At 63.3% G+C, this 26,645-nt stretch carries 21 protein-coding genes and 1 pseudogene; 11 read left to right on the top strand and 11 right to left on the bottom strand.

The annotated features are described in order from the left end of the window. Positions 1-4: 4 nt before the first annotated feature. From ACORJG_RS11230 to ACORJG_RS11210, 5 genes are read right to left on the bottom strand one after another with little or no spacing between them, the layout of a single operon-like run. On the bottom strand, positions 5-1,762 hold the full coding sequence (locus ACORJG_RS11230) for an acyclic terpene utilization AtuA family protein (RefSeq protein WP_427789099.1): 1,758 nt from the start codon (positions 1,760-1,762) through the stop codon (positions 5-7). Beyond that, positions 1,759-2,511 (bottom strand): enoyl-CoA hydratase/isomerase family protein, encoded by a 753-nt coding sequence (locus tag ACORJG_RS11225; protein WP_427789098.1) that lies wholly within the window; start codon positions 2,509-2,511, stop codon positions 1,759-1,761. Before ACORJG_RS11225 ends, ACORJG_RS11230 begins: the two co-directional genes overlap by 4 nt. Further along, a complete protein-coding gene (locus tag ACORJG_RS11220) occupies positions 2,508-3,698 on the bottom strand; it encodes a CaiB/BaiF CoA transferase family protein (RefSeq protein ID WP_427789097.1) in 1,191 nt (396 codons plus the stop codon). The genes ACORJG_RS11225 and ACORJG_RS11220 overlap by 4 nt, the downstream gene beginning before the upstream one ends. Beyond that, a complete protein-coding gene (locus ACORJG_RS11215; RefSeq protein ID WP_427789096.1) occupies positions 3,676-4,833 on the bottom strand; it encodes an acyl-CoA dehydrogenase family protein in 1,158 nt (385 codons plus the stop codon). The genes ACORJG_RS11220 and ACORJG_RS11215 overlap by 23 nt, the downstream gene beginning before the upstream one ends. A gap of 2 nt (positions 4,834-4,835) precedes the next feature. Continuing rightward, entirely contained in the window at positions 4,836-5,354 is a 519-nt protein-coding gene (locus ACORJG_RS11210; protein ID WP_427789095.1) for a cupin domain-containing protein, read from the bottom strand. A gap of 122 nt (positions 5,355-5,476) precedes the next feature. Here ACORJG_RS11210 and ACORJG_RS11205 point away from each other — a divergent pair, with 122 nt between their 5' ends. After that, positions 5,477-7,090, top strand: a complete 1,614-nt coding sequence (locus ACORJG_RS11205) for an FAD-dependent monooxygenase (protein ID WP_427789094.1) — start codon at positions 5,477-5,479, stop codon at positions 7,088-7,090. Between the two features lie 6 nt (positions 7,091-7,096). Here ACORJG_RS11205 and ACORJG_RS11200 read toward each other — a convergent pair whose 3' ends face one another. Then, entirely contained in the window at positions 7,097-7,708 is a 612-nt protein-coding gene (locus tag ACORJG_RS11200) for a TetR/AcrR family transcriptional regulator (protein WP_427789093.1), read from the bottom strand. A 248-nt stretch (positions 7,709-7,956) separates the two neighbouring features. On the opposite strand from ACORJG_RS11200, the gene ACORJG_RS11195 reads away from it, so the two are divergent. Next, positions 7,957-10,245 (top strand): TonB-dependent receptor, encoded by a 2,289-nt coding sequence (locus tag ACORJG_RS11195; protein ID WP_427789092.1) that lies wholly within the window; start codon positions 7,957-7,959, stop codon positions 10,243-10,245. 119 nt (positions 10,246-10,364) lie between these two features. Then, positions 10,365-11,555 (top strand): MFS transporter, encoded by a 1,191-nt coding sequence (locus ACORJG_RS11190; RefSeq protein ID WP_427789091.1) that lies wholly within the window; start codon positions 10,365-10,367, stop codon positions 11,553-11,555. Between the two features lie 16 nt (positions 11,556-11,571). Here the strand turns inward: ACORJG_RS11190 and ACORJG_RS11185 are convergent. Next, positions 11,572-11,726: pseudogene (locus ACORJG_RS11185) on the bottom strand (transposase); the annotation flags it as partial. A gap of 76 nt (positions 11,727-11,802) precedes the next feature. Between ACORJG_RS11185 and ACORJG_RS11180 the strand changes: the two are divergent. Continuing rightward, positions 11,803-12,974, top strand: a protein-coding gene (locus ACORJG_RS11180; protein WP_427789090.1) for an IS3 family transposase whose coding sequence is annotated in 2 segments (ribosomal slippage) — positions 11,803-12,073 and positions 12,073-12,974 — 1,173 coding nt in all. Because the reading frame shifts where the segments join, the coding sequence is not laid out codon by codon here. Positions 12,975-13,057: 83 nt separating this feature from the next. On the opposite strand, the gene ACORJG_RS11175 is transcribed toward ACORJG_RS11180, so the two are convergent. Both ACORJG_RS11175 and ACORJG_RS11170 read right to left on the bottom strand, forming a co-directional pair. After that, on the bottom strand, positions 13,058-14,005 hold the full coding sequence (locus ACORJG_RS11175; RefSeq protein ID WP_427789089.1) for a hypothetical protein: 948 nt from the start codon (positions 14,003-14,005) through the stop codon (positions 13,058-13,060). Positions 14,006-14,013: 8 nt separating this feature from the next. Then, positions 14,014-14,664, bottom strand: coding sequence for a hypothetical protein (locus ACORJG_RS11170; protein ID WP_427789088.1), 651 nt, complete (start codon positions 14,662-14,664; stop codon positions 14,014-14,016). Between the two features lie 499 nt (positions 14,665-15,163). Between ACORJG_RS11170 and ACORJG_RS11165 the strand changes: the two genes are divergently transcribed. From ACORJG_RS11165 to ACORJG_RS11140, 6 genes are all read left to right on the top strand, one after another. Next, positions 15,164-16,489: a site-specific DNA-methyltransferase gene (locus tag ACORJG_RS11165; RefSeq protein WP_427789087.1), complete on the top strand. Its 1,326-nt coding sequence runs from the start codon at positions 15,164-15,166 to the stop codon at positions 16,487-16,489. Then, positions 16,486-16,923: a DUF5681 domain-containing protein gene (locus tag ACORJG_RS11160; RefSeq protein WP_427789086.1), complete on the top strand. Its 438-nt coding sequence runs from the start codon at positions 16,486-16,488 to the stop codon at positions 16,921-16,923. Before ACORJG_RS11165 ends, ACORJG_RS11160 begins: the two co-directional genes overlap by 4 nt. A 164-nt stretch (positions 16,924-17,087) precedes the next feature. Then, positions 17,088-17,498 carry a DUF2924 domain-containing protein gene (locus ACORJG_RS11155; RefSeq protein ID WP_427789085.1) on the top strand — a complete coding sequence of 137 codons (411 nt, stop codon included), beginning with the start codon at positions 17,088-17,090 and terminating at the stop codon, positions 17,496-17,498. After that, positions 17,498-19,114: a recombinase family protein gene (locus ACORJG_RS11150; RefSeq protein ID WP_427789084.1), complete on the top strand. Its 1,617-nt coding sequence runs from the start codon at positions 17,498-17,500 to the stop codon at positions 19,112-19,114. The genes ACORJG_RS11155 and ACORJG_RS11150 overlap by 1 nt, the downstream gene beginning before the upstream one ends. A gap of 718 nt (positions 19,115-19,832) precedes the next feature. Next, entirely contained in the window at positions 19,833-20,573 is a 741-nt protein-coding gene (locus ACORJG_RS11145) for a hypothetical protein (protein ID WP_046651716.1), read from the top strand. A 109-nt stretch (positions 20,574-20,682) separates the two neighbouring features. Next, complete coding sequence (locus ACORJG_RS11140; RefSeq protein WP_046651715.1) at positions 20,683-21,792, top strand: Fic family protein; 1,110 nt, start codon at positions 20,683-20,685, stop codon at positions 21,790-21,792. A gap of 211 nt (positions 21,793-22,003) precedes the next feature. On the opposite strand, the gene ACORJG_RS11135 is transcribed toward ACORJG_RS11140, so the two are convergent. Then, the gene (locus ACORJG_RS11135) at positions 22,004-22,132 is read right to left on the bottom strand and encodes a hypothetical protein (RefSeq protein WP_427789083.1); all 129 of its coding nucleotides are present in this window, start codon (positions 22,130-22,132) and stop codon (positions 22,004-22,006) included. Positions 22,133-22,164: 32 nt separating this feature from the next. On the opposite strand from ACORJG_RS11135, the gene ACORJG_RS11130 reads away from it, so the two are divergent. Then, positions 22,165-22,986 carry a hypothetical protein gene (locus tag ACORJG_RS11130; protein ID WP_427789082.1) on the top strand — a complete coding sequence of 274 codons (822 nt, stop codon included), beginning with the start codon at positions 22,165-22,167 and terminating at the stop codon, positions 22,984-22,986. 280 nt (positions 22,987-23,266) lie between these two features. On the opposite strand, the gene ACORJG_RS11125 is transcribed toward ACORJG_RS11130, so the two are convergent. Next, positions 23,267-26,623 carry a TonB-dependent receptor domain-containing protein gene (locus ACORJG_RS11125; protein WP_427789081.1) on the bottom strand — a complete coding sequence of 1,119 codons (3,357 nt, stop codon included), beginning with the start codon at positions 26,621-26,623 and terminating at the stop codon, positions 23,267-23,269. Between the last annotated feature and the right edge of the window lie 22 nt (positions 26,624-26,645).

The raw sequence follows: 26,645 nt of genomic DNA, 5'->3' as shown, positions 1-26,645 counted from the left end.
GAGCCTAGGCGAGACTCTGCAAGGGCAGGTCCAGAAGCATCTGCGCCACCGCCTTGCCTTGAGCATCGAAACGCAGATTCGCCATGCCGCCGCCTTTCAGCGCGCCATGAAAAAGAAAGTTGAGCGACCGACTGCCGGGCAGGCTGAACCGTTCGACCCGATCAGCACCGAGATGGTCCAGGTACGTCCCTACCCGGTCTGCCGTCAGGTGATGGAGCAAGATATCGAACGCTTCTGCCGAGCGCGCGGCCACGCCGATGTTGATGATGTCGCCCTTGTCGCCGCTGCGCGCCACCGCCAGATCGATCAGCGTTCCATCCAGCGGGGCGCGTGGGGCGTCGTGGCGCGCGTCGGCGAGATCGTCGGGATGAGTCGGAGCGATACTGAGAGAAGCAGCATCATTTACGGCAACTGAACGAGACACGCCCCGCATGTGCACGGCGACGGGCGTGGCGGCGCGGGGCGCCAGGACAGCACCGCCACGGATCAACGGAGAGGGCGAGGGCCGCCCTCCCGCTACGCCGGTGATGCCGGGCGCCATCGCGGTGGCCGAAGGAAATATCTCGCGCGACAAGAGCTGCAGAATAGCTGGATCTTCGGCGGTCGCAGCGATCTTCAACACCACTTCGCGCGTGTCTCCGGTTCGTGCATGAGGCCCGTAGCTGACCTCAGCCCCTAGAGGCTCTATATCCGTGCGGACAAGCGGCGAGAGGCCTTGTCGGGTGCCTAGGCGTTGCGTCCGCTCCAGGATCGCTTGGCCGACATGGCGGGCCTTGGCGCAGGCTTCCCGTCCGCCGATCATGAGAATGGCTGTCAGTCTCCAGCCGTCCTGCCAGGTGACGCTGATCTTGTAGTCGGCTGGAGCGGGCGTGCCCCGAGCGCCGCAGACGCGCACCTTGTCCGGGCCGGTCTCGACCAGGCTGACTTGACGAAAGTCGCAGACGACATCGGGCAGGCGGTAGTCTGCAGGATCGCCGATTTCATACAGCATCTGCTCAGTCAGGGAGAGCGGGGTGATCCGGCCGCCGGCACCTTCGGGTTTGGTGATCTCGAATGCGCCGTCCGCCGCGCACACAGCGATCGGGAAACCCATCTCGCTCCAGCCGTCGCAGACTTCACGCCAGTCGGTGAACAGTCCGCCTACGCCTTGCGAGCCGCACTCGATCAGGTGGCCGGCCAACGACCCCTGCGCCAGACGGTCCCAGTCGTCGAAGGCCCACCCGAAATGATGGATCAACGGCGCCAGCGTCAGCGCGGAATCCGCACAGCGTCCAGTGATCACGATGTCGGCGCCCTCGGCCAGGGCTGCGACCATTCCTGCGGCGCCCAGATAGGCGTTGGCGCTGAGAATTTTCTCCGGCAGAGGCCGCTGGTTGAACATGTCGACGGCGCCGACGGGCAGGGAGTCCATCACGTCGTCGCCCGTGACTGCCGCGACGCGCAGGGGCACTCCGGCCGCAACCGCCGCCGCCTCAAGCGCCTGAGCGCAGGCCACGGGGTTCAAGCCGCCTGCATTGGCCAGCAGGCGCACGCCTCTGGTCTTGATCGTCGCCAGATGGGGGGTGATCGCGCGCTCGAAGTCGGGGACATAGCCGCCTGTGGGGGACTCGGCTCGCGCTCTGGCCAGCAGAGCCAGGGTGATCTCGGAGAGATAGTCGTAGACGATGTAGTCTAACTGCGGACAGGCCAGCAGCTGTTCCGTAGCGGCGTCGGTGTCGCCCCAGAAACCCGATGCTCCTGCGATGCGGATGGTCTCGGTCATGACAGGCTCCAGTCAGGGGCGCGACGCTCACGGCGGGCGGCCAGCCCTTCGGCGGCTTCGGGGCTGGATGACAGGGCACGGAATGCGTCGGCCATGGCTTCGTCCGGACCATTGTCGGATGAGATTCGTCGCAGGAAGGCGGCGCGACCGGCCTTCATGGCCTGAGGCCCCATGGCGAGGATCGCCTGCAGGCTTTCTTCCACATGCGTCTCTAGGCTGTCGGGGGACGCCACACGGGTGAAGAAGCCGGCCTCAAGCGCTTCGTCGGCCGCCAGTCGACGCCCCGCATAGGCCATTTCCGCCACTCGGCGCGGCGAAGCCACCCGCAGCAGATAGGGCAGGATCATGAAGGGAAACAGGCCTACGCGGCCCTCCGGCGTAGCGACGGAGGCGGTCTGTGACGCAATGGCGATGTCGGCGGCGCAAAGCAGCCCTACGCCCCCGCCCGCTGCGGCGCCGTTGACTCTGGCGATGATAGGGGCAGGGCAGTCGTCCATGGCCGCCAGCAGTCGGGTGAACTCGCTCGCTGTCTTCTCCGGCAAGGCGCCGGACAGGTCGGCACCGGAACAGAAGGCCCTTTCGCCAGCGCCGGTGAGAACCACCACCCTTGCGTCTTCGGGATCGGCGAAGGCGTCGAACAGGGCGTTGATGGCAGTGCTGTCCAAAGCGTTGGCGCGTTCCGGCCGGTTGATGACCAAGGTCAGTACCGGCCCTTCCCGGCGCCGGATTATTGAGGGCAGGCCGCTCATGCCGGCGTATCCGCCAGAGCGCCGAGAATGGCGTGAGTATGCTCGCCCTTGCGCGGAGCCGGTCGATGCGGGCCGGGCAGGCCTTCGCTCCATTCGGAAGGACAGGCCATCATTCGGATGTCGCGACCGGCAGCGTCCACCGCAGGCTGGAAGAAGTCGATGCTGGTCAGATGAGGATCGGCCAGCAGGCTGTCGAAATCATGCACCGGGAAGATCGGCACGCCGTGAGGTTTGAGGGCTTCGCGCCAAGCCTCAGTGGTGCGGGTCTGAAGAATCTCCTCGACCAGACCGTACAGCGCTTCGATATGGCGGGTGCGCGTACCCAGGTCCTTGAGACGGGGGTCGGTCTCGAACAATTCGGCGCGTCCCGCCAGGGCCAGGAAAGCCTTCCATTGAGCATCGGTATAGACGGTGCAGCAGACGTGGCCGTTCTGCGTCTTATACGGGCGGCGGGTGCGTGCGGTCAGGCGTGGATAGCCGTAGTCGCCGCGCGGGGGATCATAGGTGTGGCCATACAGATGGTCGCCCATGACCAGGCTGGTCATGGTCTCGAACATGGGAATGTCGACCCTTTGACCCTTGCCCGTGCGCGTTCGGGCGTAAAGGGCGGCGGAAACGGCTCCGAAGGCGTAGAAGCCGACGGCGCGGTCGGCCACGGTGACCGGCGCATAGGCGGGCGGACCGCCGGTGGCGACGCCGACCGCATGGGCCAGGCCGGACGCCGCTTGGATCAGGTCGTCGAAAGCGGGCTCGGCGGCATAGGCGCCGCGTTGACTATAGCCGAACACGCCCGCGAAAATCAGGCGCGGGTTAAGCGCATGCAGTCGTTCCCAACCCAGGCCCAGCCGGGTCATGGCGGCCGGACGGATATTGTAGATCAGCACATCGGCGTCGCACGCCAACCGCAGCAGGGCGTTCAGGCCCGCCTCGTTCTTCAGGTCCAGGACGACGGACTGTTTGTTGCGGTTCAGGTGCTGGAAGATGGCGCCGAGGCCGTCTTCTCCGCCCGGACCGACGGGACGGATCATGTCGCCGTCGGGACTTTCGATCTTGATGACCTCAGCGCCGAGATCGGCCATGCAGACGGTGGCCAGCGGCCCCATGAAGACCGATGTCAGGTCCAGGACGCGGATCCCGGCCAGGGGGCCTTCGCCGACTTTCGGTTCAATAGGATCTGGGGAGGTCAAGCACCTTCTCCGAGATGAAGTTGAGGATCATCTGGCGCGACACCGGGGCGATGCGGCCGATCATGGATTCCCGGAACAGGCGCTCAACGTCATATTCCTTGGCGTAGCCCATGCCGCCCAAGGTCAGGACGGCGGTTTCGCAGGCGGCGAAGCTGGCCTCTGCGGCCAGGTATTTGGCGGCGTTCGCCTGGGGGCCGCAGGGCTGGCCGGAATCATAGAGGCTCGCGGCCCTCATCATCAGGGCGTCTGCGGCTTCCAGCTTGGCCCAGGCTTCGGCCAGCGGGTGGGCCACCCCCTGATTGGCGCCGATCGGGCGTCCGAAGACCTGACGTTCGCGGGCGTAGGCCGAGGCGCGCTCCAGCGCCGCCATGCCCTGGCCGATGCAGCCGGCCGCGACCAGGATGCGTTCCGGGTTCAGCCCGTGCAGCAGAATCCTGAACCCGTCGCCTTCCGCGCCGATGCGGTTCTCGACCGGGATTTCGAGGTCCTCGATGAACAGCATGTTGGAATCGACGGCGCTGCGGCCCATCTTGTCGATCTCGCGGATTTCGATGCGGGAGCGGTCCAGCGGCGAATAGAAGAGGCTGAGACCCTTCAGGCCGGGGCCGCCGGTGCGGGCCACGATCAGCATATGGGTGGCGATCTGGGCGGTGGAGATCCAGAGCTTGCGGCCCGTGACCCGGTACAGGTCGCCGTCGCGGCGGGCGACAGTCTCAAGGCTGCCGGTGTCCAGACCTGAATTGGGCTCGGTGACGGCGAAACAGGCGTGGTGTTCACCCGAGATGATCGGCGGCAGGAAGCGGGCCTTCTGGTCCTGTGTCCCGGCCGCCACCACGGGGTGCAGGCCGAAGATGTTCATATGGACGGCCGATGTGCCCGAGGCGCCGGCGCCTGACCCGGATATGGCCTTGAGAATCAGGGCCGCCTCTCGAATCCCCAGACCTGATCCGCCGAACTCTTCGGGCATGGCCACGCCCAGATAGCCAGCGTCGGCGACGGCCTGGCGGAATTCGACGGGAAAGCGGTGCTGGCTGTCGGCGTTGCGCCAGTATTCGGCTGGGAAGTCCGCGCACAGTCTGCGCACGGACTCCGTCAGCTCGTCAGAGGCGACGGCCTCTCCGAAACCGTTCGACATGACTAGTCGGCGAACGGATAGGGCAGGTGGGCCACGGCGTTGTTGGCGGCGGCGGCGTGGTAATAGGCGAAGGCGTCGACCACGAAGCCCGGCGTGCCGTCTTCATTGATCATCTGCAACGGGCCGCGAGAGATGATCAGGGCGTCGCCCCACTCGTCCCCCTCGGTGATCGCGACGTGGGTCGAGCCAGCGTATTCATAGGTGTAGTCGCCAGGACCGGACGTGCCTTCGCCGACATAGGACCAGTGGCCCGTAGGGCTGAGGTTGAGGATTTCGACCTCGCCCAGGTGGCGGTGCGCGCCGACGCCGGTGCGATACCGGAACAGCATGGTGTGACCCAGCGTCGCCGGATCGATGCGCAGCAGCTTGAACTTGGCGCAGTGCTCATGCCCCGGAAACGACGACCAGGGAATGTCGGCGACATTCACGAAGATCGCGGGCGGAACCTTGGATTCTGGCATGGCGGCCAGCTTCTGGCCCGCCAGATCGGCAGCTTCGCGGGCGGATGGATTGTTTGACATCTGGATGACCTCCCCATGAGACCGGCCGCCTTAATTTCAGGGTGACGGCTCGGATGCGTTGCATTGAACGGTTCTGTCAGTATAAATATTTGACGGTTCTGTCAAACGAGTGAATGCAGGCGATGACTGAAGTAGACGTGATCATTATCGGCGGCGGGCCGGTCGGGCTGGGCGCATCGATCCAGCTGAGTCGGTTGGGGATCGCCCATGCGCTGATCGAGCGGACGACGGAGGTAAGCCCGCACCCGAAGTCGCGACTGCTGAATCCGCGCTCGACGGAGCACATGCGCCAGTGGGGGCTGGAGCAGGCGGTGCTGGACGTGGGCGTGGGCGTCGAGCCCAAATTCTTCTTCGGCAAGGATCTGGTGTCGCCCTGGGAGCAGGTCTTCGAGCCGGGCGCCTCCCTGAGCGATGTCCATAGCCGGGCGCTCAGCCCCTGCGCCGTGACCGGGATGCTGGTGTCGCAGGACGTGCTGGAGCCGATCCTGCGGCAGGCGGCGTCAGGCTATGAGGCCGCCGCTGTGCATTTCGGCTGGGAGGCGAAGGTGACGGCTGAGAGCGCCGAAGGCGTCGAGGTCGTCGCCACTGAACTGTCCACCGGCGAGACGCGGAATTATCGCGGCCGTTACCTGATCGCGGCGGACGGCGCGGCCGGGGCTTTGCGTCGGCGGGCCGGCGTCGGCGTCACCGGGGCGGACCGCAGCCTGGAAGCCATCAGCGTGCTGTTCCAGTCCGATTTGACGACGATCGTCGATTCGCCTGCGGCCTTTTTTGCTCTGTGCAATCCAGACACGATCGGCACGGCGGTGATCGCGCCGGTCGATGCGCACGGCCGCGCCGCGCTGTTGGGCAGGCCCAAGGTCATGGATGAAAAGCCTCTGGATCAGATCGACTGGCTGGCGGAGTTGAGGGCGGCGGTCGGCGTGCCTGACCATGTGTTCGAGATTATCGATGTCCGCGCCTGGCGAGCCACGGTGGCGGTTGCTGAATCCTATCGCGCCGGACCTGTCTTTTTTGTGGGAGACGCGGCGCATCTGATGCCGCCGAACGGCGGCTTCAACATGAACACCGGTCTGCAGGACGTTCATAACCTGTGCTGGAAGCTGGCGGCCGTGCTCGGCGGCTGGGCGGCTGAAACCCTGCTGGACACCTATGATCGCGAACGTCGTCCCATAGCGCTCTATAACGCCGCCGAGGCGGTCCGAAATCTCAAGACGCTGGTCGATAAGGACGAGAGCGGGCGCGCCGCCATGTTCCGCAAGGATCACTATGTGCATCCCGGACTGGCCCTGGGCTATCGCTATACGGACGGCGCCGTGGCGTTCGAGCCGGATCAGGTGCTGGAGGCGGATTGGGAGGTGGGCGTCTATGAGCCTTCCGCACAGCCGGGTGCGCGCGCGCCCCACCTGTGGCTGGACGACGAAGGCGAGGTGTCTCTGATTGATCTGTTCGAGAAGGATTTCGTCCTTCTGGCGGCGTCCGACCCTGAGGGCGTGTGGCGGACGGCGGCCGATAGGGCGCGGGCGCTCGCCACGGCGCCCCTGCGCCTGGAGGTGGTTGGCGACCGTGCGCGGCCGGATCCCCAAGGGCGCGGCTTCGCTGCGCTGTACGGCGTCGAAGCGGATGGGGCTGTTCTGGTGCGGCCGGACGGCCATGTGGCCTGGCGCGGACGCGATTCCGGCGCTGCGGGCGATCTGGTCGGAGGCTTGAGGCGCGGCCTCGGCCTGGCGGCCTGACCGGCCTCAGCGGGCCTGCGGCTCGGCGGTGATGAGGCCGCTGGTGAGCATTTCAATGATCCAGTCGGCATGGGCGGATACGGTTTCCGGAGAATGGGCCTCCAGGCCATAAATCCTGCGCAGCAGCGGCGCCGCCATGAACAGGGTCGCGACCGAACCGATCAGGATGTGAACCAGATTCGGGCGGGGGATCGGCTTCAGCCGGCCCTCGGCCTCCACCCGGTCGAACAGGGCGTTCAACTGGGCGTGGAGAGGGAACATATATTCGGTGGTCAGCCATTCCAGGCGTTCGCTGTCCGCGCGCATTTCGGCCAGGACTAGGGTGACGCGTTCCGGGTGTTTCGCTGAAAACTGGACGAAGGCGCGGATGAACATCTTCAGCCCGTCCACGCCGCTCAGATCGCGCGAGAGCTCGACGACGGCGGAATAGTTGGACTTCAACTCCTCGAAGATGTGCTCCATCACCTGGCGCCACAGCGCTTCCTTGCTCCCGAAATGATAGAGCAGAAGGGGGTGGCCGGTGTCCGCCGCGGCGGCGATGTCCATCAGGGAGGCGCCGTCATAGCCGTCGCGGGCGAAAGCCGTCAGGGCGGCCGCCAGGATATCGCGTTTCAGCATATCCGTCGGTCGGTTGTTCGTGCGCGTCTTACGTCGCGTGGTCGCTCTGACCATGACTATCCTGCTCTCTCGAACCGATCCGTTTGATTTCGGCGGTTCAGGCGTGGGCTGCACTCAGCCCTCAAGGGCCGGGAATGATGCGGCTGTAGTCGAGGGGAGGCGGTGATTTGTCAAATGGAGGCCCGATTTGGCGGTCGTATAATCCATCGCGAAACACAACGTTGACAGAACGGTCAAATATTCTGATGGTGTCGATCAAGGCGCGCCGCATATGCGGAAAGACGCTGATTGGGAGGACATCGATGACAGTGCATTCACGACGCGGGCGTTGGAGCCTTGCCCGATTTCTGATGACCTCGGCGGCCGCCGCAGCGTCTTTCGCGCCGGTCGGCGCCATGGCGGCGTCGACACAACAGGACGGCGATCATGTCAGCGCGCTCGGCGACGTGGTCGTCACTGCGCGTCGCCGTCAGGAGGCGCTGCAGGAGATTCCGGCCAGCGTCACCGCCATTTCCAGCGAGACCATAGAGCGCGGCGGCGTACGCAACATCGAGGACGTGGCGCGGATGACGCCCGGCCTGACGTTCGTTTCGCTCGGCAGCAATTTCGCCCTGCCGGTGATCCGCGGCCTGTCGACGAACGTCGGCGAATCCAATGTCGGCTTCTTTATCGACGGCGTTTATCAGGGCTCGCGTTCCGGGATGGATCGCCAACTGGCCGATGTCGAGCGCATCGAGGTCATCAAGGGACCGCAGGTCGCGCTTTATGGGCGCAACGCCTTCGGCGGCGCCATCAACGTCATCACCCGCCAGCCGACGAACGATCCTTCATTGCGCGCGGCGCTGACCGCAGGCGAATACGGGCGTCTGGAGGGCTCGGCGGTGGTCTCGGGACCGCTGGTCGAGGACCGCCTGTACGGCCGGATCGGCGTCGCCCACGTCCAACGCGACGGTTTCTATACCAACACCCTGACCGGGGGGGATCTGGACCACAACCGGTCGACCACCCTGTCGGGCGCCTTGATGTGGCAGGCTGCGGACAATGTCTCATTCGACCTGCGCGCTTCGTGGGAAGATACGGAGACCGGCGACAATCCGGGCTATTTCACGCTCAACAACAATCCCGACCTGTTCGCGGGCCGGTCCCAGATTCTGTTGGGCGAGGTTCCGTCAAAAACCAGCGGCTTCGCCGTCACCCCCGGCGGGTTTGAACGTGAAAGCAGTCTGATTTCGCTGACCGGGCGCTGGGATGTGTCGGATAGGCTGCAAGCCTCCTCGATCACGGCCTATAGCCAATTGGAGAGCCATCAGCGCACGGATAACGACTATGGTCCGGCGGATCTGAGCTATCAGACCCAGGATACAGACCTCAGCGTTTTCTCGCAGGAGTTCCGCCTCGACTATACGGGTCAGGCCATCGATTGGCTGGCCGGTCTGTACTATTCCGACCAGGATCAGACCTCCGTCGATCTGGATCGCGTATCTAGCGCGGCGCTTGAAGCTGCGTTGCCCGCATCGCTCAAGTCGACCTTGCTGCGCAACACCGAGACGTCGGAAGTGCTCGCTATGTTCGGCAGCGTGTCCTGGCGTTTCGCCCCGGACTGGTCCGTTGATGTGGCGGGACGTTTCTTCCGCGAGGAAAAGACGCTCGATCCCTTCCAGAGCAACCCATACACCAACGTCGTCTTAAGTCCGAACCCGGCTCTCTCGCTGACCGAGGAACATTTCACGCCCAGCCTGACCCTGTCCTGGGCGGCGACGGAGGATCTGCGTCTATATGGATCCGTGGCGCGCGGCGTGAAGACTGGCGGGTTCAACGCCCTGGCCAACGTGACGGCGCAGGAACGTTACTACGACGCGGAAACCAGCTGGAACTATGAGTTGGGCCTCAAGGCGTCGCTGCTGGAACGCCGGATGCTGGTCAATGCAGCCTTGTTCCAGATCAAGTGGGACGATCAGATCGTTCGCGCTCTCGGCTCGCTCGGTGCAACCCTGAACGCCAATGCCGGCAAGACGACATCCCAAGGCTTCGAGTTGGAAGTCGTGGCGCGTCCGGTACAGGGGCTGAATCTGAATGGCGGCTACACGTACACGGATGCGAAGTTCGACGAGTACTATTACCCGTCGCTATCGGCTTCTTTCGGCCTGAACGCTGTGCTGGACGGTAATACGCTGCAGTACGTTTCCAAGCATATGTTCACCGCCGGTGCCCAGTATCAGGCATCCCTGGGCGGCGGTTGGGATTGGTTTGTGCGGAGTGATCTGGCTTACCGATCGCGACAGTACGGCACTACCACCAACCTGTTCTGGGTCGGAAGCCAAACCAAGGTCAATGCCGCCTTCGGGATTGAGAATGAGCGCTGGGCCGTCGAAGTCTGGGCCCGGAACCTGCTGGATGATGACGCGCCGGGCATGTCTATCCAGCAGCGCAATCGCGGGTCCGCTGTCTTGCCGCCGGCAGGGCAGGGGGTGTTCCAGACCCTGGCCTTCGCGCCCGAACCGCGCAATGCGGGCGTCACTCTGCGTTTCCGCTACTAGGGGCGGCAGCCCGGCCCCCGCTTCAGTCAGAAAGGCTGGAGGCCGGGCGCGTGTCTGAATCACTACAGGATCCGATATTGCGCCTTTCATCCGAGGTCGGGCGCCGGGAGCAACGACAGATGACTGACGGGGGACGGCAAGGCTGGACGGTGGTGGGCGGCTCCTTTCTGGGAGCTGCACTCGGGGCTACAGTGCTCGTGCCCTACAGCTTCGGCTATCTAATCGCGCCTCTGGCGACGGAGAATGGCTGGGAACGCGGTCAGTTCGCCGGGGCCGTCAGTCTCTACATGTTGACCCTTCTGGTGCTGCTGCCGTTCGCGGGACGCGTCATCGACATGATCGGCGCACGCAAGGCGGCGGCGGGATCAATGTTCGCCATGGGGCTGGTTTTCGCCGCCATGCCTCTGTTCGCCAATAGTCTTTGGGGCCTGCACGCCGGTTACGGCTTGCTGGCTATCGCCGCCGTTGGGGCGTCGCCTATCAGCTATGCGCGGGCGGTCACCTCATGGTTTGACAAGCGGCGAGGTCTGGCTCTGGGCGTAGCCCTATGCGGTGTCGGCTTGGGTACGGCGCTGTTGCCGACCTATGTTCAGGGCTGGATCGGCCTGGGTGGCTGGCGGGGCGGTTATCTCGGCGTGGCCGGTCTGTTGATCGTTATCGGCGCGCCTGCGACCTGGTTCACCGTGCGTGAACAGACAAAGGAAGCGGTGGCGACGGCGGCCCAAGGCGGTGACTTCCGGCAAGTGTTGGGTCAGGGGCGCTTCTGGCGCATGTTGATCAGCTTCTTCCTGCTTGGACTCGGTATCAGCGGCGTTACCCCTATGCTGCCCGCTATTCTTGAGGGGCGCGGCGCGGATGTGGATGTTGCTGTCCGCCTTCAAGCCGTTCTGGGGCTGTCATCCATCATCGGCCGTCTGGCGGGCGGCTGGTTGATGGACAAGGTCTTTGCGCCCCGGGTGACGGTTGTTGCGGGGTGTTCCGCAGCGGCAGGTCTGGTTCTGTTGCTGAACGCAGGCGAATGGGGACTGGTAGCAGCAATGGCGGGCATCGGTTTGGGTCTGGCGACGGGTATGGAAAGCGACGTTATCGCTTATTTGACCAGCCGCTATTTTCCCGCCAGCGTGTTGTCCTCGGTGCTCGGAATAATGGTGGCGGCCTATCTGGCGGGCGCCGCTCTTGGGCCGATCACCCTGACGATGATAGAACATGCTGTGGGGGATGTAGTCTACTTCGGGTTAGGCGCTTTGTTGGGGGTTGCGGCCTTAATACAGCTGAACCTGGGTCGTTATTCGATAAGTCGTTATGAATAGGCTCAGGACTCATTGTTTATAGCCAGTAGCAAACGATGGCGGCGATGGTGATTGCCGTCATGAAGGTGTGAGCGCAGCGGTCGTAACGGGGGTGTGGACGCGTCGCCAGTCCTTGAGGCGGGCGAAGAGGTTCTCGATCTTGTGCCGCTGGCGATAGAGGGCCTTGTCGTAGGGGATCTGGACCTTGATCCTCCCTCATTTTGGTGGACACCCATGCTAGCTTTTCGGAGCTGGAGAGGAGTGTCTGATGAGTGTTCAACGCCGGAACTTTCCGGATTCTTTCAAACGCGATGCGGTTGATCGCGTCGCCAGCGGTGGCCTGAGCGTCGGGGCGGTGGCCCATGAACTGGGGCTGCACGAGACGGTGCTTCGTCGGTGGATGACGCAGTTCGGGGTGCAGGCGACGGGGACGTCGCGGCGCCCCACACCGCAGGCATCGTCCCCGTCGCCGTCGGATCTGGCCGCAGAGGTGGCCCGGTTACGACGGGAGAACGGTCAGCTTCGGATGGAGCGAGATATCTTAAAAAAAGCCGCGCTCATCTTCGGAGCGGCCTCCCGATGAAGTTCGGGTTCGTCGATGAGCATCGTCAGGTGTGGCCGGTTCGCATGATGTGCGCGGCCCTGGGCCTGTCGGCCAGCGGCTATTACGCCTGGCGCGGTCGGCCCGAGAGCGCGAGGTCTGTCGCCAACCGCGAACTGACCGAGGACATTCGTCTGATCCATGCCGAGAGCAGCGGCTGTTATGGCTCGCCCCGCATCCACGCCACCCTACGGCGGTACGGACGCCGGGTCGGCCGTTCCCGCGTGGAGCGGCTGATGCGCCGCGCCGGCTTACGGGGCCTGGCCGCCCTGCCGCGTCGGGCCCGGACGACGAACAGTCGTCACGGCTATCCGATCGCGCCCAACAGACTGGCCCGCAACTTCGAGGCGGCGGCGCCCAACCAGGTCTGGCTCGCCGATCTGACCTACATCCCGACGGGTGAGGGCTGGCTCTACCTCGCCGCCATCCTCGACATGCACGCCCGCAAGATCGTGGGCTGGTCCATGCGCCAGACCCTGCATACCGAGATCGCCCTCGACGCCCTCAACATGGCCGTCAAACGCCAGCGACCCGCGCCCGGCCTCATCCATCATTCGGATCGTGGCATCCAATACGCAGCCGAGGCCTATCGCTCTGCCCTGGCCCGATCCGGCATCACCCCGTCCATGAGCCGCAAAGGCGACTGCTGGGACAATGCGCCGATGGAGAGCTTCTTCCACACCCTCAAAGTCGAGCGCGTCCATCACCGCGTCTACGCCACCCGAGACCAGGCCCGCAGAGACCTGTTCGGATACATCGAGGGCTTCTACAATCCCCGTCGCCTGCACTCGTCACTGGGCTATATCAGCCCCGCCGAGGCCGAACGCAGAGCGGCTTAAACCCGTCTACTTTTGCGGGGGAGGATCAAGGGGCATTGACAGAGCGTTGCTTGCGGCTGGATGAGCCGGAACCGTTGGGCGGCTCAGTGTATGATTTCGACACGTTCCATGCGGCAATTCTCGCCGCGATAGGGGATGCCGTGCCAACTGAGTTCGACTTTCAGGTTCTCGACTTCGATGTTGTGATCACAGGGCAGGATGACGGTGAGGGGGATGTCCTGCTGCTCAGCCAATCCAATGACAAACTTGGCGATGGATTGCCGCATCATCTGATGATCGGCTTGTTGGCCGCGCGTATAGCCGTCGCGGGCGCCGTAGCCTTCGGTCGAGAGGTCGCCATGTTGCATGTGCGGACGGGGAGGGCGAGAACGACCAAAGAAATCGTTGGGTGCGACCAGATTGGTGGGCAGCGCTACGGACAGCGGCGCAAACAGCATTGACCACAGCGTCGCCTGGTAGGCCCTCCGCCAGGCCTGGGATTGTCCAACCACGTCAGTACTGGCGGCCTGCGCCAGACCGATAGCGGCGACCCCCATGGTCAGCCAGTAGGTGGAGGCGAGATCTTCTTCGACCAGGCCGATAAAGCGGGCCTTGAAGCCAGCGTCGACCTGTTCCTCGAACATGACCCGCCCTGTCGCGCGCTCGACGATGCGATAGGTCGCCCGACTGCGGCTGTCGAAATCCACGCCGAAGAAGGAACCGCGCAGATCCTCGAACTCGACCTGCAGCCCATAGCGTCCGGCCAGAGGAGTTCGGGCCGCCATGCCGGATTTGTCCAGGGCCTGCTGGAGCAGCGGACGGTAGGCGTTCTGATTGGCCTCGGCAAAGAAGTAGGAGTGCTGGGACATGCCGGAGACGTAGTCGATGACCACGGCGTTTCTGAGAGGGTGGCGGATCGGAACCAGCATCGCCTGACCGGTCGGTTGCGGCGGTTGTTGCAGCCGGATGCGCGTATCCTGTGAGGCGCATGCGCCGAGAAACATCACCACACCAAGAACGGCTGTGGTTGATTTGAGCTTTTGAATGAACATCGGGCGCCTCAGACCTGTGACGCGCCGAGGCCGTGGAAGGTCCGCCAGCGATAGAATTCAGTCCGGACGTTGTTGAGGTTGAGACCAAGAGCCTCGGCTTCAACCAGCGTGGCCGCAACGGAGAGAGGGTCTTCCTGTTGCGCTCTGAGCCGGTCAAACATGGACCAGGCCTGTCCGCACAGGGTGTCCGGCCGGGGCGGTTGGAGCTTGTGATCGGTCTGGGTGACTGACACGATCTCGAGCGTGGGTTTCAGGCGATGCCACGCCTCGCGAAATTCATCGACGTCATAGTCTCGAGCCTCCAGCCAGCGGCCGTCTCCCGTTTTGTCGACGGTGGCCCGGTCAAGCACTTCCTGCCTGGTCAGGATGAAGCAGGTGGGCTGTTCGGAGGTGGCGTTGATGGTGATGATCCACCATTCAGAGCGCAGTTCCTGCCCATTCTTGCCCAGCGGCACGGCGTTACGTTTGCTGAGCGCCTTGGACTGAACGCCGAAGAAGACGCTTTCATCTGCATTGGTGACGAAGAGGTCAGACCCTCTGGCGTTGCGGATAGTCGGCATGGCGTGCCAGCCGCGGCGAGCCAACTGCCAGGCGGCGTAGTTCAGGCCGGCGTTGCCAGTCATGGCGCTATCGTACTGGGATCGTTTGTTTGCGGTCATGTCGCCCCCAAGATTCCAATTCCAAGGGGCTCCCGGCGTTTAAAGCCGGGCGTTAGGAACCCTGAGCGTAGCACAAGGCGCTGCCGCCTTTGGGCAAGCCTTGGACATACGCGACAGCCGCCCGGCCAAGAAAACTTGACCGGCCTACGCTTTTTAGAGGTTCCTACGCCCCACGGCCTGGATGTGCCCAGCCCGCACTGCGTCAGTGCCATACAGTCGGGCGCCGGGCAAATCGGAAGTAGACCGCGTGCGACTGTGTGTGGGCGCGTCGGCGAGAACCGGTTCTGGCTCAGGCGTTGACCGTTTTGGCGCACACGATTCGACGTGTGCTGCGAATCACCTGTATCCATTCGTCATCCGCGCTTCCTCCCGTGGCTGTTTCTGCAGTCATGAAACCTCTCTGGATCATGAGAGGTGGTCCGTGCGCGATCCCTCTCAATGCCCCTTTTTTTTTAGGCCTTTGCGCACGCCAAAGGCCTGATCTGTAGAGGTATTTGAGATGAATGATCTCATCATCGTAATGCGTGACATCACGCATCTGCGTCCGCGTGTCGACAATCCGCGGACACACAGTCGACGGCAGAAAGAGCAACTGGCTGCCGCGATCCAGCGGTTCGGCTTTACCGTGCCTATCGTCATTGACGAGGAGGATATGATCCTGGGCGGTCATGCCCGGCTTGAAGCGGCGCAGAAGCTCGGGATGACGAAGGTTCCTACCTTGCGACTGTCCGAGATGAGCGAGGCGGACAAACGGGCCTATGCCATCGCCGACAACAAGTTGGCTGAGAATGCCGGATGGGATCTGAAGCTGCTCAAGGCTGAGTTTGAATTCCTGACGGATCTGGAGTTCGATTTCGACGCCACGATTACCGGCTTTGACGAGCCGGAGATCGAAGGGCTGCTTCATGGCGGCGCCGAGAAAGAACAGAAGGCGACGGCCGATGATGCGTCGTTCGACCTGGGATCGGGGCCATCCTGCACCCAGCCGGGAGATGTCTGGCATATCGGGCCTCATCGCCTGATCTGCGGCGACGCCCTTGCACCTGAAACCTATGCCCAGCTCATGGGCGAGGAGCGGTCTGCGATGGTGTTTGCTGATCCGCCCTACAATGTGCCGATCCAGGGGCACGTATCGGGCCTGGGCCAGGCGCGTCATCGGGAGTTCGCCATGGCGTCCGGGGAGATGTCGTCAGAAGCGTTTCAACGCTTTCTGTTCGATGTCTTCACGCTGTTGGCCAAGCACAGCGTCGACGGCTCGATTCATTTTCACTGCATGGACTGGCGCCATGTGTCGGAGATGATGAGGGCCGGCATGGGCGCCTACACCGAACTGAAGAACCTCTGTGTCTGGGCCAAGAATAATGGGGGCATGGGCTCCCTCTATCGTTCAGCGCATGAAATGGTGTTCGTGTTCAAGTCGGGCCGCGCGCCGCATATCAACAATGTGGAGCTGGGCAAAAACGGGCGATACCGCACCAATGTCTGGAGCTATGCCGGCGCAAACAGCTTCGGTCGTGGGCGGGATCAGGATCTTGCCGATCACCCGACCGTCAAGCCCGTCGGATTGGTCAAGGACGCTATCCTGGACTGTTCGCGACGGGGCGATATCGTTCTCGATCCCTTTGCGGGATCCGGCACAACTCTTCTGGCGGCGCACCGAGCCGGCCGCAGAGGATACGGCATAGAGATCGACCCCATCTATTGCGATGTCATCATCCGGCGTCTGCGTGAACGCGCAGGCCTGGAGGCCACGCTCGCTGGCTTATCCTTCGATCAGGTCGTGGCCGAGCGCGCCGCCGCCTGGAACCAGGAGGCTGCAGCATGAGCCAGAACGACGAACCCAAGACCTATAAGATCGGCTATGGCCGCCCGCCTCAGCACACACAGTTCAAGCCGGGACAATCGGGCAATGCCAAAGGCCGCCCCATCCGGCGGCCGAGAGCCGACACGCCAGGGCAGCTCGGCCGCGACGCGCGGGCGGTTGGCAATATGCTGGTGAAAGGCGCGAACGGCGACGGCATTCCTTTGATCAAAGTAATTTTAATGTCGCTGGGAGGGGCTGCTGCCAAGGGGAATGCGACCGCGGCTAAGGTGATGTTGGATTATTATGAGAGGGGGTGTCGCGACAACGTCGAGCGCAATCCTGATCTCAGTTTGATTGATGAGATCGACCTCGGTCGCATCAATCGCCAAGGCCGCTCAAAGCAGAAAATGGGCAAAACCTTGAGAAAGCTGGCGGAACAATCCCGACGGAGTTGATCCAGTCAGGGAATGGGTAAGGGGGCGCAGGACATCCTGCGCCCTTTTTGCTGTTTCAGATGTATCGGGGCTGGACTACACGCCGCACCAGAGCGTTGGTGTCTCTGGGCCCGCTCGTCGGGCCATGATCAGTACGGGGGCGTGTTCCCGGTTGATCTGAGACCATGATGGATAGTTCATGCGAGCCTTTGGAGGGGCTGGCTGCCCTGGACCTGGAGGTTTTGCGTCGTCGCTGGCGCACGCGATACGGTGACCCTCCCACCATTCGTTCGCGCGAACTCTTGATGCTGATGCTGGCCTGGCGAATCCAGGCCGAGCGCGAAGGTGGGTTGGAGCCCCAGGCGCGACGCGCCATGCGCAGGGCGACCGGCGCGGCGGCGTTGACCAGCCTGCCGCCCGGGACCCGTTTGATGCGCGAGTGGAAGGGACGTCCGCATGAGGTGATCGTTGAGGGCGATGGCCGTTTTCGATGTGGCGAGACAGTCTATGGCAGTCTTTCCGAGGCGGCGCGTGCGATCACAGGTTCGCGTTGGAATGGCCCGCGTTTCTTTGGTCTGCGCGAGGAGCAGGCGTAGTGGAGCGCCGTCGTATCCGATGCGCCATCTACACCCGAAAAAGCACTGAAGAGGGACTGGATCGGGCTTTCAACAGCCTGGATGCGCAGCGTGAGGCGTGTGAATCTTACGTGAAAAGCCAGGCGGTGGAGGGATGGGTTGCGCTCCCGACGCTGTATGACGATGGCGGCTTCTCCGGTGGCAATATGCAGCGGCCAGCTCTCAAAAAGCTGCTTGCGGACGTGGATGCCGGGCTCGTCGATACCATCGTCGTCTACAAGATCGACCGTCTGACCCGCGCCCTGTCGGACTTTGCCCGTATTGTCGAGCGCCTGGACCGTCGAGAGGCTTCGTTCGTCTCGGTGACGCAGGCTTTCAACACCACGACCTCGATGGGACGGCTGACGCTGAACGTCCTGCTGTCCTTCGCTCAGTTCGAGCGAGAGGTCACGGGCGAGCGTATCCGTGACAAGATCGCTGCGTCCAAGAAGAAGGGCATGTGGATGGGGGGCGTGCCGCCCCTTGGTTATGACTTGCCCACGGATCAAACGACGCGGGCCCTGGTGGTCAATGATGAGCAGGCGGAACAGGTCCGCACCCTCTATCGGATCTATCTGGAGCTCGGTTCTGTAGCTGTCCTGGCTGAGCGACTGAACGCGCAGGGGTGGCGGACCAGGGTGCGTATGAGCCGCAAGGGAAATCGGTCAGGCGGTGTCCCTTACAGTCGCGGCGCCCTGTTTCATTTGCTCAGGAACCGCATCTATCTCGGAGAGATCGTCCATGGCGATCTCTCCATGCCGGGCCGACATCCGGCCATTGTTGATGCGGAGCTGTTCGATCGGGTTCAGCGGCAATTGAAGGCCAATACCGTGCAGTACGCCGAGCGGCCGATGCGTGCAGCCGAGCTGCCGCTGAAAGGCCTGCTGCACGATGGCGAAGGTCACAGGATGAGCCCGTCATTCGGCTATGGGCGGGGCGGTAAAGTCTATCGATATTATGTCTCGGCCCCGCTGCAGCAGGGCCGAAAATGCTCGACAGGTGCTGGCGTGCTGCGGCGGGTTCGCGCGGAAGCCATCCATGAGGTGATCGAAAGGGCTCTGGTCGGGCGATTGGGACACGATGATACCGCCCCCCTGGCCGCGATGTTGGGGCCGGTCAAACGGATCGACCTGCTGATGGATGAAGTCAGGATCACCCTGACGACGGATCGACTGCCTCTCGCATTGCGCAAGAGTCTTGAACCGGTGCACGACGATGCCGAGACCGCGATCCTGACCCTTCCGGTACGGTGTCAGGCGCGCGGCGGTCAGGTACGACAGCTTGACGGCGAAGGCAGGGCGCTGATCCTGCGCCAACGTCGCGATCCTGTTCTGATCAAGGGATTGCGCCGGGCGCATCAGCTGGCGGCGAACATGGGGTGGAATGCGGCTGATGGATCGTTCCGTCAGACGGATGTGACGTCTCCAACAAGCGCTTACGAGCGCAAACTGGTGCGGCTGGCGTTTCTCGCTCCGGACCTGCAACGGGACATTCTGGAGGGCCGTCAGGCGCCGGGCCTGACTCTTCAGCGTCTGCTGTATGAGCCTCTTCCCCTCGCCTGGGACAGACAGAGGCAGGTCTTCGGCGCCGGGCGCTGAGCCTCTCTCCAGGGCAATTCCCGTGCAGAATTATTGTGGACTAAGGGCGAAATTACCATCGTCTGCGGGATTGTTATTGTTCAGATTATTATGGAAATTCGCGTCCAGGGGCCTGTTCGCGGGCCTTTCAATCGCTGATCCTGGACTGATGTTTCCCTGCTAATTCACGATGGTTTCCCTGCTTTAGGCTGGGAGATCGCGGCGCGATCTTTGTCCAAGTAGCTGTAATGATAAAGAAATTATTGCCCTAAGCGACGCGCGCGCGTCTGGCCGCCTGGCTTTGAACAGGGAAAAGGCAAACTCCACCGTCCTGGGACCGGGCAGAGACTGGCGCGATCCAGGCCGCGCCAGAGGCCCGATAAAGACGGGAAATCGCCTCTGGGATCAGCGGGTTTGAATGGAAATGTCTTGAGATTACCGCTGCTTGCCGTCGCGTTTCAGCAGCAGAGACAAGCTATGCAGTGTGTGTGGCGGACAGAGAGGAAGTCGTTTTTCTTTGTAAATCCAATACCCTGATGCGTCTAACGGGGTGTCGCCTCCATATTGAAATCCTTGGGGATTTTTCCCGTTTGGCTAACCGCTCGGGAGGCATCTCGGCCACGAAAAACCCCGCCAGCGTTGCAGCGCTCGGCGGGGTTCGAATGGGCTTGGCACAACACTCAAGGCCGCAGGAAATCTACTCCCTGCTCGGTTCGGCCGCAACGCCGGAGGTTCGCCGATGAGCCGCCGTCTCGATCCTGAAAACTTCGTCGCCGAAAAGCTGGCCTGGCATCAGCGGATCGCGAGCGATCCCAAGATCAGCCTCCAAGCCAAGGCAGTCGCGGGTTTCATTCTCCACGACCTGAACCCCTGTGAAGGCGGCGCCTGGCGTGGCCAGGAGAGCATGGCGACCAGTTTGGGCGTTAGCCCCCGGCAACTCCGTCGCCTGATCGAAGAACTGCAGGCCTCCGACTATCTGGAGGTCGAGGTTCGGCGTGGACGCGGCCGCACCAACATCTACCGCGCAACCATGCCAAGCGAGGCGGTTGAGGCGCCGCAAAAGCGGTCATCCGCGACCGCTCAAACCCGCGAAAACTGGTCACAGGTGACCGCTCAAGCGCCAGAAAACCGGACATCGGTGACACAAAAACCGGTCACCGATGACCGACAATACCTTTATGACCCCATTAAAAGATTTCGCGTCGCGACCAACGGTCAGGCAGGCGGCGGCGCAGGGAAGCCGGCGCGGGGCGCTCCGTTCGTTCAGGCTGACATCCGTCAGGCGGTCGTTCAGATCGTGGGGGAAGCTGCGACGGTGAGCTATCTGGATCGCGCCAGATGGGAGCCCGATGGCCAGCGCATCGTCTGCTCCAGCCCTACCGCATTCGGTCGACTGAAAGACCTTGTCGGTCGTCCGCTTGCGAAGAGGGGCGTGTCCATCGCTCTGCAGACCTGCGAAGCCACACGCCTTGCGGCCTGATCGGGGTCTAGCGGCGAATGTCTGAGATATTCACCGCAAACGTTGCGTTGATTGAGTCTTGTCCTTGCGGCGAATAATGTCCACATTCGCCGCAGAAGGTGCGGCAAATATGACCTACATACATGAGCTGGCCGATTGGCCAAACCTGATTTGGGACCATAGCGCCCTCGCCCAGCCGCTCGCCGCTGTGCGCCATCGCCAGGGCCGGCTGATCGGGCGGATGGAGGCCTTGGGCTTTGCGCTTCGTGAGGAGGCCGTCCTCCGGACCCTGACCGAGGACGTGTTGAAGTCCAGCGAGATCGAGGGCGAAGTCCTCGATCGCGAACAGGTTCGCTCCTCCATCGCCCGCCGCTTGGGTATGGACGTTGTCGGTCTGGTTCCTGCGGATCGCGATGTCGAGGGCGTCGTCGAGATGATGCTCGACGCCACCCAGAATTACGCCCAACCGCTCACCGCCGACCGCCTGTTCGGTTGGCATGCCGCTCTGTTCCCAACGGGGCGCAGCGGGATGAGCCGGATCAACGTCGGGGCGTGGCGGACGCCAGAGGGTGACCCGATGCAGGTGGTGTCCGGTCCGATCGGACGCGAGCGCGTGCACTATGAAGCTCCGGCCGCCGACCGTCTCGACGCCGAAATGACGGCCTTCCTGGATTGGTTTGAGACCGCCACGCCCGATCCGGTGCTTAAGGCCGGCGTCGCCCACTTGTGGTTCGTCACCAATCACCCCTTCGACGACGGCAATGGCCGTATCGCCCGTGCCATCGCGGACCTCGCCCTGGCTCGCGCTGAAGGCACCTCTCAGCGGTTCTACAGCATGTCCGCCCAGATCCGTGCGGAGCGGAAGACCTACTACGAAATGCTGGAAGCGACCCAGAAAGGCGATCTGGACGTCACCGCTTGGCTGCTCTGGTTCATCGCCTGTCTCGACCGCGCCTTCGACGGCGCCGAGACGATTCTGGCCAGCGTCATGCGCAAGGCCCGCTTCTGGGAGGCCCTGGCCGATCAGCCTCTGAACGAACGCCAGAGGAAGGTGCTCAACCGCCTGCTTGACGGTTTCGAGGGCAAACTGACCAACGCCAAATGGGCGGCGCTGGCGAAGACGTCTTCGGATACGGCGCTGCGTGACATCAGCGACTTGATGCAGCGGGGGATATTGGAGCGAGATGCCGGGGGCGGGCGGAGTACGAGCTATTCGCTCGCCAGCAATCCTCTTGACTGAGGAGGCGCAAGGACCGCTCGTGACTCCTAGCGGACGTTCGCAGCGACCGCTCACGAATCCCGCTTCGGAACCGGGCAGGTTCTAAAGAACGTTCGCAGATTGGCTGTTAAGCCGGTGGGCCAGCGACCCGGACCTACTTCTGTGGCTGGCTTCACTCGGGCCCCTTGTTGGAAAAGACGGCTTTCGCTCGCCCTGGCCTTGTCGGTCTGGGCTAAAGGAGCGCCCAGGCGGCCCAGATCCCGCCGCCGATGACGAGAAGAATGACCCAAGCCCTGAACGATAGCGGAACCTTATCTCGCCAGGTGAAGCGTTTTTGCTCGGCAATCCAGTCATGCTGCATCTGGGCGAAGAATTTGTAGTGCGCATAGCGACGTGAATGACGAGCGGAAAATCGTTCGAGACGCGCTGGCAGAATGGAATGTCATCCATTCGCAGGAGCGGCAGGCGGTGTTCCTGCCAGTTAGTTGGGAAACCCATTCATCGCCGGAACTGGCCGGGCGGCCTCAGCAAATTATCAACGATAGGCTGTTGAAGTATTGTGATCTTCTCGTGGGCATCTTTTGGACGCGCGTGGGCAGCGATACGGGCAAGGAGATCAGTGGTTCGATCGAAGAAATTATCGAGCACCGGAACGCTGGTAAGCCCGTGCTGCTGTACTTCTCGGAAGTCCCCGTGAAGCCCGGGAGCGTCAACGACGATCAATGGGCTAAACTCTTGGAGTTTAAGGAATGGGCCAAAGCGGAAGGATTGTTCGGAACCTATGAGTCAGTCGATCAGTTCCGAGCCGACTTTCCGCGTCACTTAGGCCTCACGCTGAAAGACAACGAGTATCTTCAATCCTGCTTGGCCGCGTCCGATGATACGCCGGACTTGGTCGGCATTTTCGGGCGCGGTCTACGCGAAGTTCACATTAGCACCCACGCCGAAACTCTGCTGAAAGCGGCTGTGGCCGGTGACGGCGATGTCATGCTCAATGAGTACCTAGGCGGCGCATCGGTTCAGGCGGGGAGCGAGACGTTTCCCGCCGATACCCGAAAAGAGTTGGCAAAATGGAAGGCCGGGATCCAGGATTTGCGGAACGCCGGCCTTATCGAGGACCGCGGCTACAAAGGCGAAATCTTCGAGGTGACGCACGCTGGCTACGAGTATGCCGAGCAGCAAGGGTGGCCGACGAGCGAAGCCGAGCCTGACTGACAACGAGGCCTTAGGGATTGCTGTCGAGAGCGCTTCGATCAGAGCGTCCCGAATCTTTGTATGTGGCCTACCTGTGCGAACCTTTTCGGCGTGAGTGGAATGGCAGCTTGCGGGGGTGATGCCAAAGTCCGCTCCTGGCGCGCTGCCGCCGGCACTCTCTCATGCGGCGGGCAGTAAAGGGCTTGGCCCTATCGGGGGGCGACCTCTCTGACTACGCAGGTTCTGGAACGCTGCCGGCGGCGAAGGCTTGGCCGCCGGCAGTTGCTCCAATTCGCGCGTCTTAGAATTTCACCGTGACGCCGAAATAGTAACGGCGACCGGCCGTATCGTAGGCCCCGTTATAGTTGGCTAGGCGACCGCTGAAGACATCACCTGTCGGCAGAAAGGGGCTGACCTCGTCCAGCAGGTTGTTGACCCCAGCGTACACGCGGACGTCGCGCCCAGCGACGTCCAAATCATAGCCAGCATAGAGATCGTGCTCCCAGACTTCGGGAATGCGCAGGAACAGCGGATACTCGGCGTCCGGCATGGTCTGTAGCAGCGCCTCGTATTGTTGCAGGCGGAAGCGGCTGTCGAGCACGGGGCTCAGGTATTTGACCGTGTAGCGCAGCCGGAAGTCGTTCAGGCGCCAGGAGAGGGAGGCGCGGCCCCGGTAATCAAAGCTGCCCTGGGACAGGTCTCCGCGCTGGTCGGTGACGACTTCGCCCTCCAGTCCCTCGAACCGGTGCTTCTGTTTCAGGACGTGCGAGCCGTCATACCGCAGGTCCCAACGACCGGGGACGCCGATAGAATCCAGGTTGAAGCGGTATTGCAGGGCCACATCGATGCCCGAGGATTCCAGCCCGGCGACGTTGAACTGCCGTTGGGTCAGCGATGAGATCTGGCCGTCGTTCGGGTTGCGGCTGACGTCCGCGCAGAAGGGATTGTCGGCGATCGACCTGTCGCTGTCGTAGCACTGAATGAGGATGTCCTCATTCGCGTACTGGGTGATCGCGTCCTTGATGTCGATGGCGTAGTAATCGACGGATAGGGTCAGCCGGGGAATGAAGCTGGGTGTATAGACGGCCCCCAGGGTCAGGGTGTCCGCGGTCTCTTCTTTCAGGTCCAGATTGCCGCCATTCGGGCTGTAGACTGAGGAGCCCGACTGGCGATAGCGCACCGTATAGCCCTGGTTCAGGGCCTCCGCGAAGGCGGCCTGGATGCCGACTTCCTCACGACAACGCTCGGCGATCCGGCCGGCTGTGGCGGGCGTCACATTGCTGCAGATGTCGCTGACCGTGTCGAAGTCGCCGCGCGGGGGCGAGAAGAGTTCGGCGATGTCGGGCGCGCGTTGCGAGCGGGCGATCTGGGCGCGGAAGCGCAGATCGGTGTTGGGCGCCCACTGCAGGCCGGCCCGATAACTGAACACCGTGCCGACATTGGCGATGTCGTAGTCGGCCAGACGCACCGAAGCGTCCAGGCTCAGCAGGCGCGCGAACGGCAGGTCGGCTAGGATCGGAACCGACACCTCGGCGAAGCCCTCGATCGCCGAAATCTCGCCGTCGAAGTCGGGCACGGGATTGCCCGAGGTCCCGCCCAGGTTCGATAGGCGGTCGCCGCGGAGGCTCTGGCTGTCCTTGCGATAGTCGGCGCCGAAGGCCGCGCTCAGAGGCCCGGCGGGGAGTTGTAGCACGGAGCCGGCCATGAAGGCCTGCAGGGTGTGCTGTTCGATCGTCACCTGCTGGCGCAGATCGGCGCGGATATAGTCCGCGGCTTCCGGCGTAATGGCGCCTTCACCGAACAGGTCGACGGGCACGCAGCCGGCTGCACGCGCGGCCGCATCGGCGCAACGGATGGCGCCGTCGGGACCGAATTCCGCGTTGAGGCCGTGGCGCAGAGCCAGGCCGTTGATCTCGTTGCGGCGGTGCTGCTCCTGATCGTAGCGGCCGTAGCCGGCCGTCGCCTCCCAGGTCCAGTCGTCCCAGGCGTCGCCGCGCAGGCCGACCCAGCTGCGCAGGGTGTCGCGCCGATTGGTCGTGTCGCGATAGCCGATCTCGTTGAAGCGGCGCGCCCAGGCGATGCCCTGGGTGTTGGCGGACAGGTTGTTGGCGAACACCTCATAGGGAACCGTCGGGTTGCAGTCGCCCAGATCGGCGCGACGGCAGGGAATGCGGCCGAGCGTCTCGTCCGTCTGAAGGCCGGTATCGGGCTCGAACACGGACACGGTCGAGTTGAAGGTCAGGCCGACCGGCTCGCGACGCTCCTGGGTGTCGACCCGCGAATACTGAACCTGTCCGAACAGGTTGAGGTTGGGGCGAAGGTCGTAATCGGCCTTGGCGGCGAGCAGGTAGCGCTCGCGCGGCAGGATCAGCGAGCGATGCTCACGCTGATTATAGCCGTCGCGGTTGGCCAGGAAATAGCCGGTGTTGCCGTCATCCCGCTGGCCGGGCAGGACCGGCGCGCCGGTCTGGGTGTTGGGGCCGAGCGGAACCAGGCCGCCGCCCTCATAGAAGCGGCGCTGCGCGGAGTTGGCGCCGTAGAACACGCCGCCGGGCGTATTGCCGCTGAGGTCGCGGTAGGCATTGGGCGGGAAGGTCGAGGCGGGCTGATAGTCGCTGATCAGCGTGCCGTTTGCGTCGGTGTAGAGCGTCTCGAACTCATTGCGCCCCAGTTCGGCGTTATAGGCGTAGCTGACCTGGCGCGTGGCCCAGTCGCGATCGGCGGCGCGGATGCCGTGATCCCGGTCGTAGGTGCCGCTGAGGGCGAAATAGCCGCGCTTGTCGGCGAAGTTCTTGCCCCAGAGAATCTCATAGGTCTGCTCCTCGCCGTCGCCTTCCTCGGATACGCCGCCACGGGCGCGCACGGACAGGCCGGTGTCGCGCGTGGTGATGATGTTCACCACCCCGGCCACGGCGTCCGAGCCGTAGACGGAAGACGCCCCGCCGGTGATGATCTCGACCCGGTCGACGAAGCTGGAGGGGATGGTGCTGGTGCTGACCCGGTTGGCGTTGGCGCTGTTGGACACGGTGCGGCGGCCGTCGATTAGCACCAGGGTGCGGTTGTCGCCCAGGTTGCGCAACTGGATGGCGCTGAGGCCCGAGTTCTGGACGTTGCCGGCCACGGTGCTGTCGTTGAGAGTCGAGGTCGCCGCCGGCAGGTCCGCCAGCATTTCGCTGAGTTCGGTCGTACCCGATTCCTGCAGGTCGTCGGCGCTGACCCCCACAACCGGCGTCGGCGTGTCGAAGGTCGAGCGACGAATGCGGCTGCCGGTGACGACGATGTCGCCTACCGTTGAGGCCTCGGACGAGAGGGCGGTGTCGGGAAACGTCTCGGCTTGCGCCTGATCCTCCCGGAAGATGCGCACGGTGTTGGCGTTGACGAAGCGGTGCTTGAAGCCGGACCCAGCCAGCAGTCGAACCAAGGCTTCTTCCGGCGTAAGGCGATCGTTGATGGCCGGCGCGCGTTGCCGGCGCAGGGCCGGGTCGGTGTAGATCAGTTGAACCCCGGTCAGCCGCGGCAGTTGCTGCAGGCTGTCGTGCAGGCTTTGCGCCGGCAGCACGATGGAATGGCGCTCCTGTTCCATCGCCAGGACCGGCGTCGCAGCCATGGTGGCCAGCGACAGGGCGGACGCCAGGAGAATGGCTTTTCTGTTCAACATGTTTTCGCTCCCCGAATTCGAC

Origin of the sequence: Brevundimonas diminuta (assembly GCF_050310045.1) — a bacterium.
In the GTDB taxonomy this organism is placed as follows: domain Bacteria; phylum Pseudomonadota; class Alphaproteobacteria; order Caulobacterales; family Caulobacteraceae; genus Brevundimonas; species Brevundimonas diminuta_F.
The sequence above is the reverse complement of the archived record's forward strand: the minus strand, read 5'-3'. Positions and strand labels throughout refer to the sequence as shown.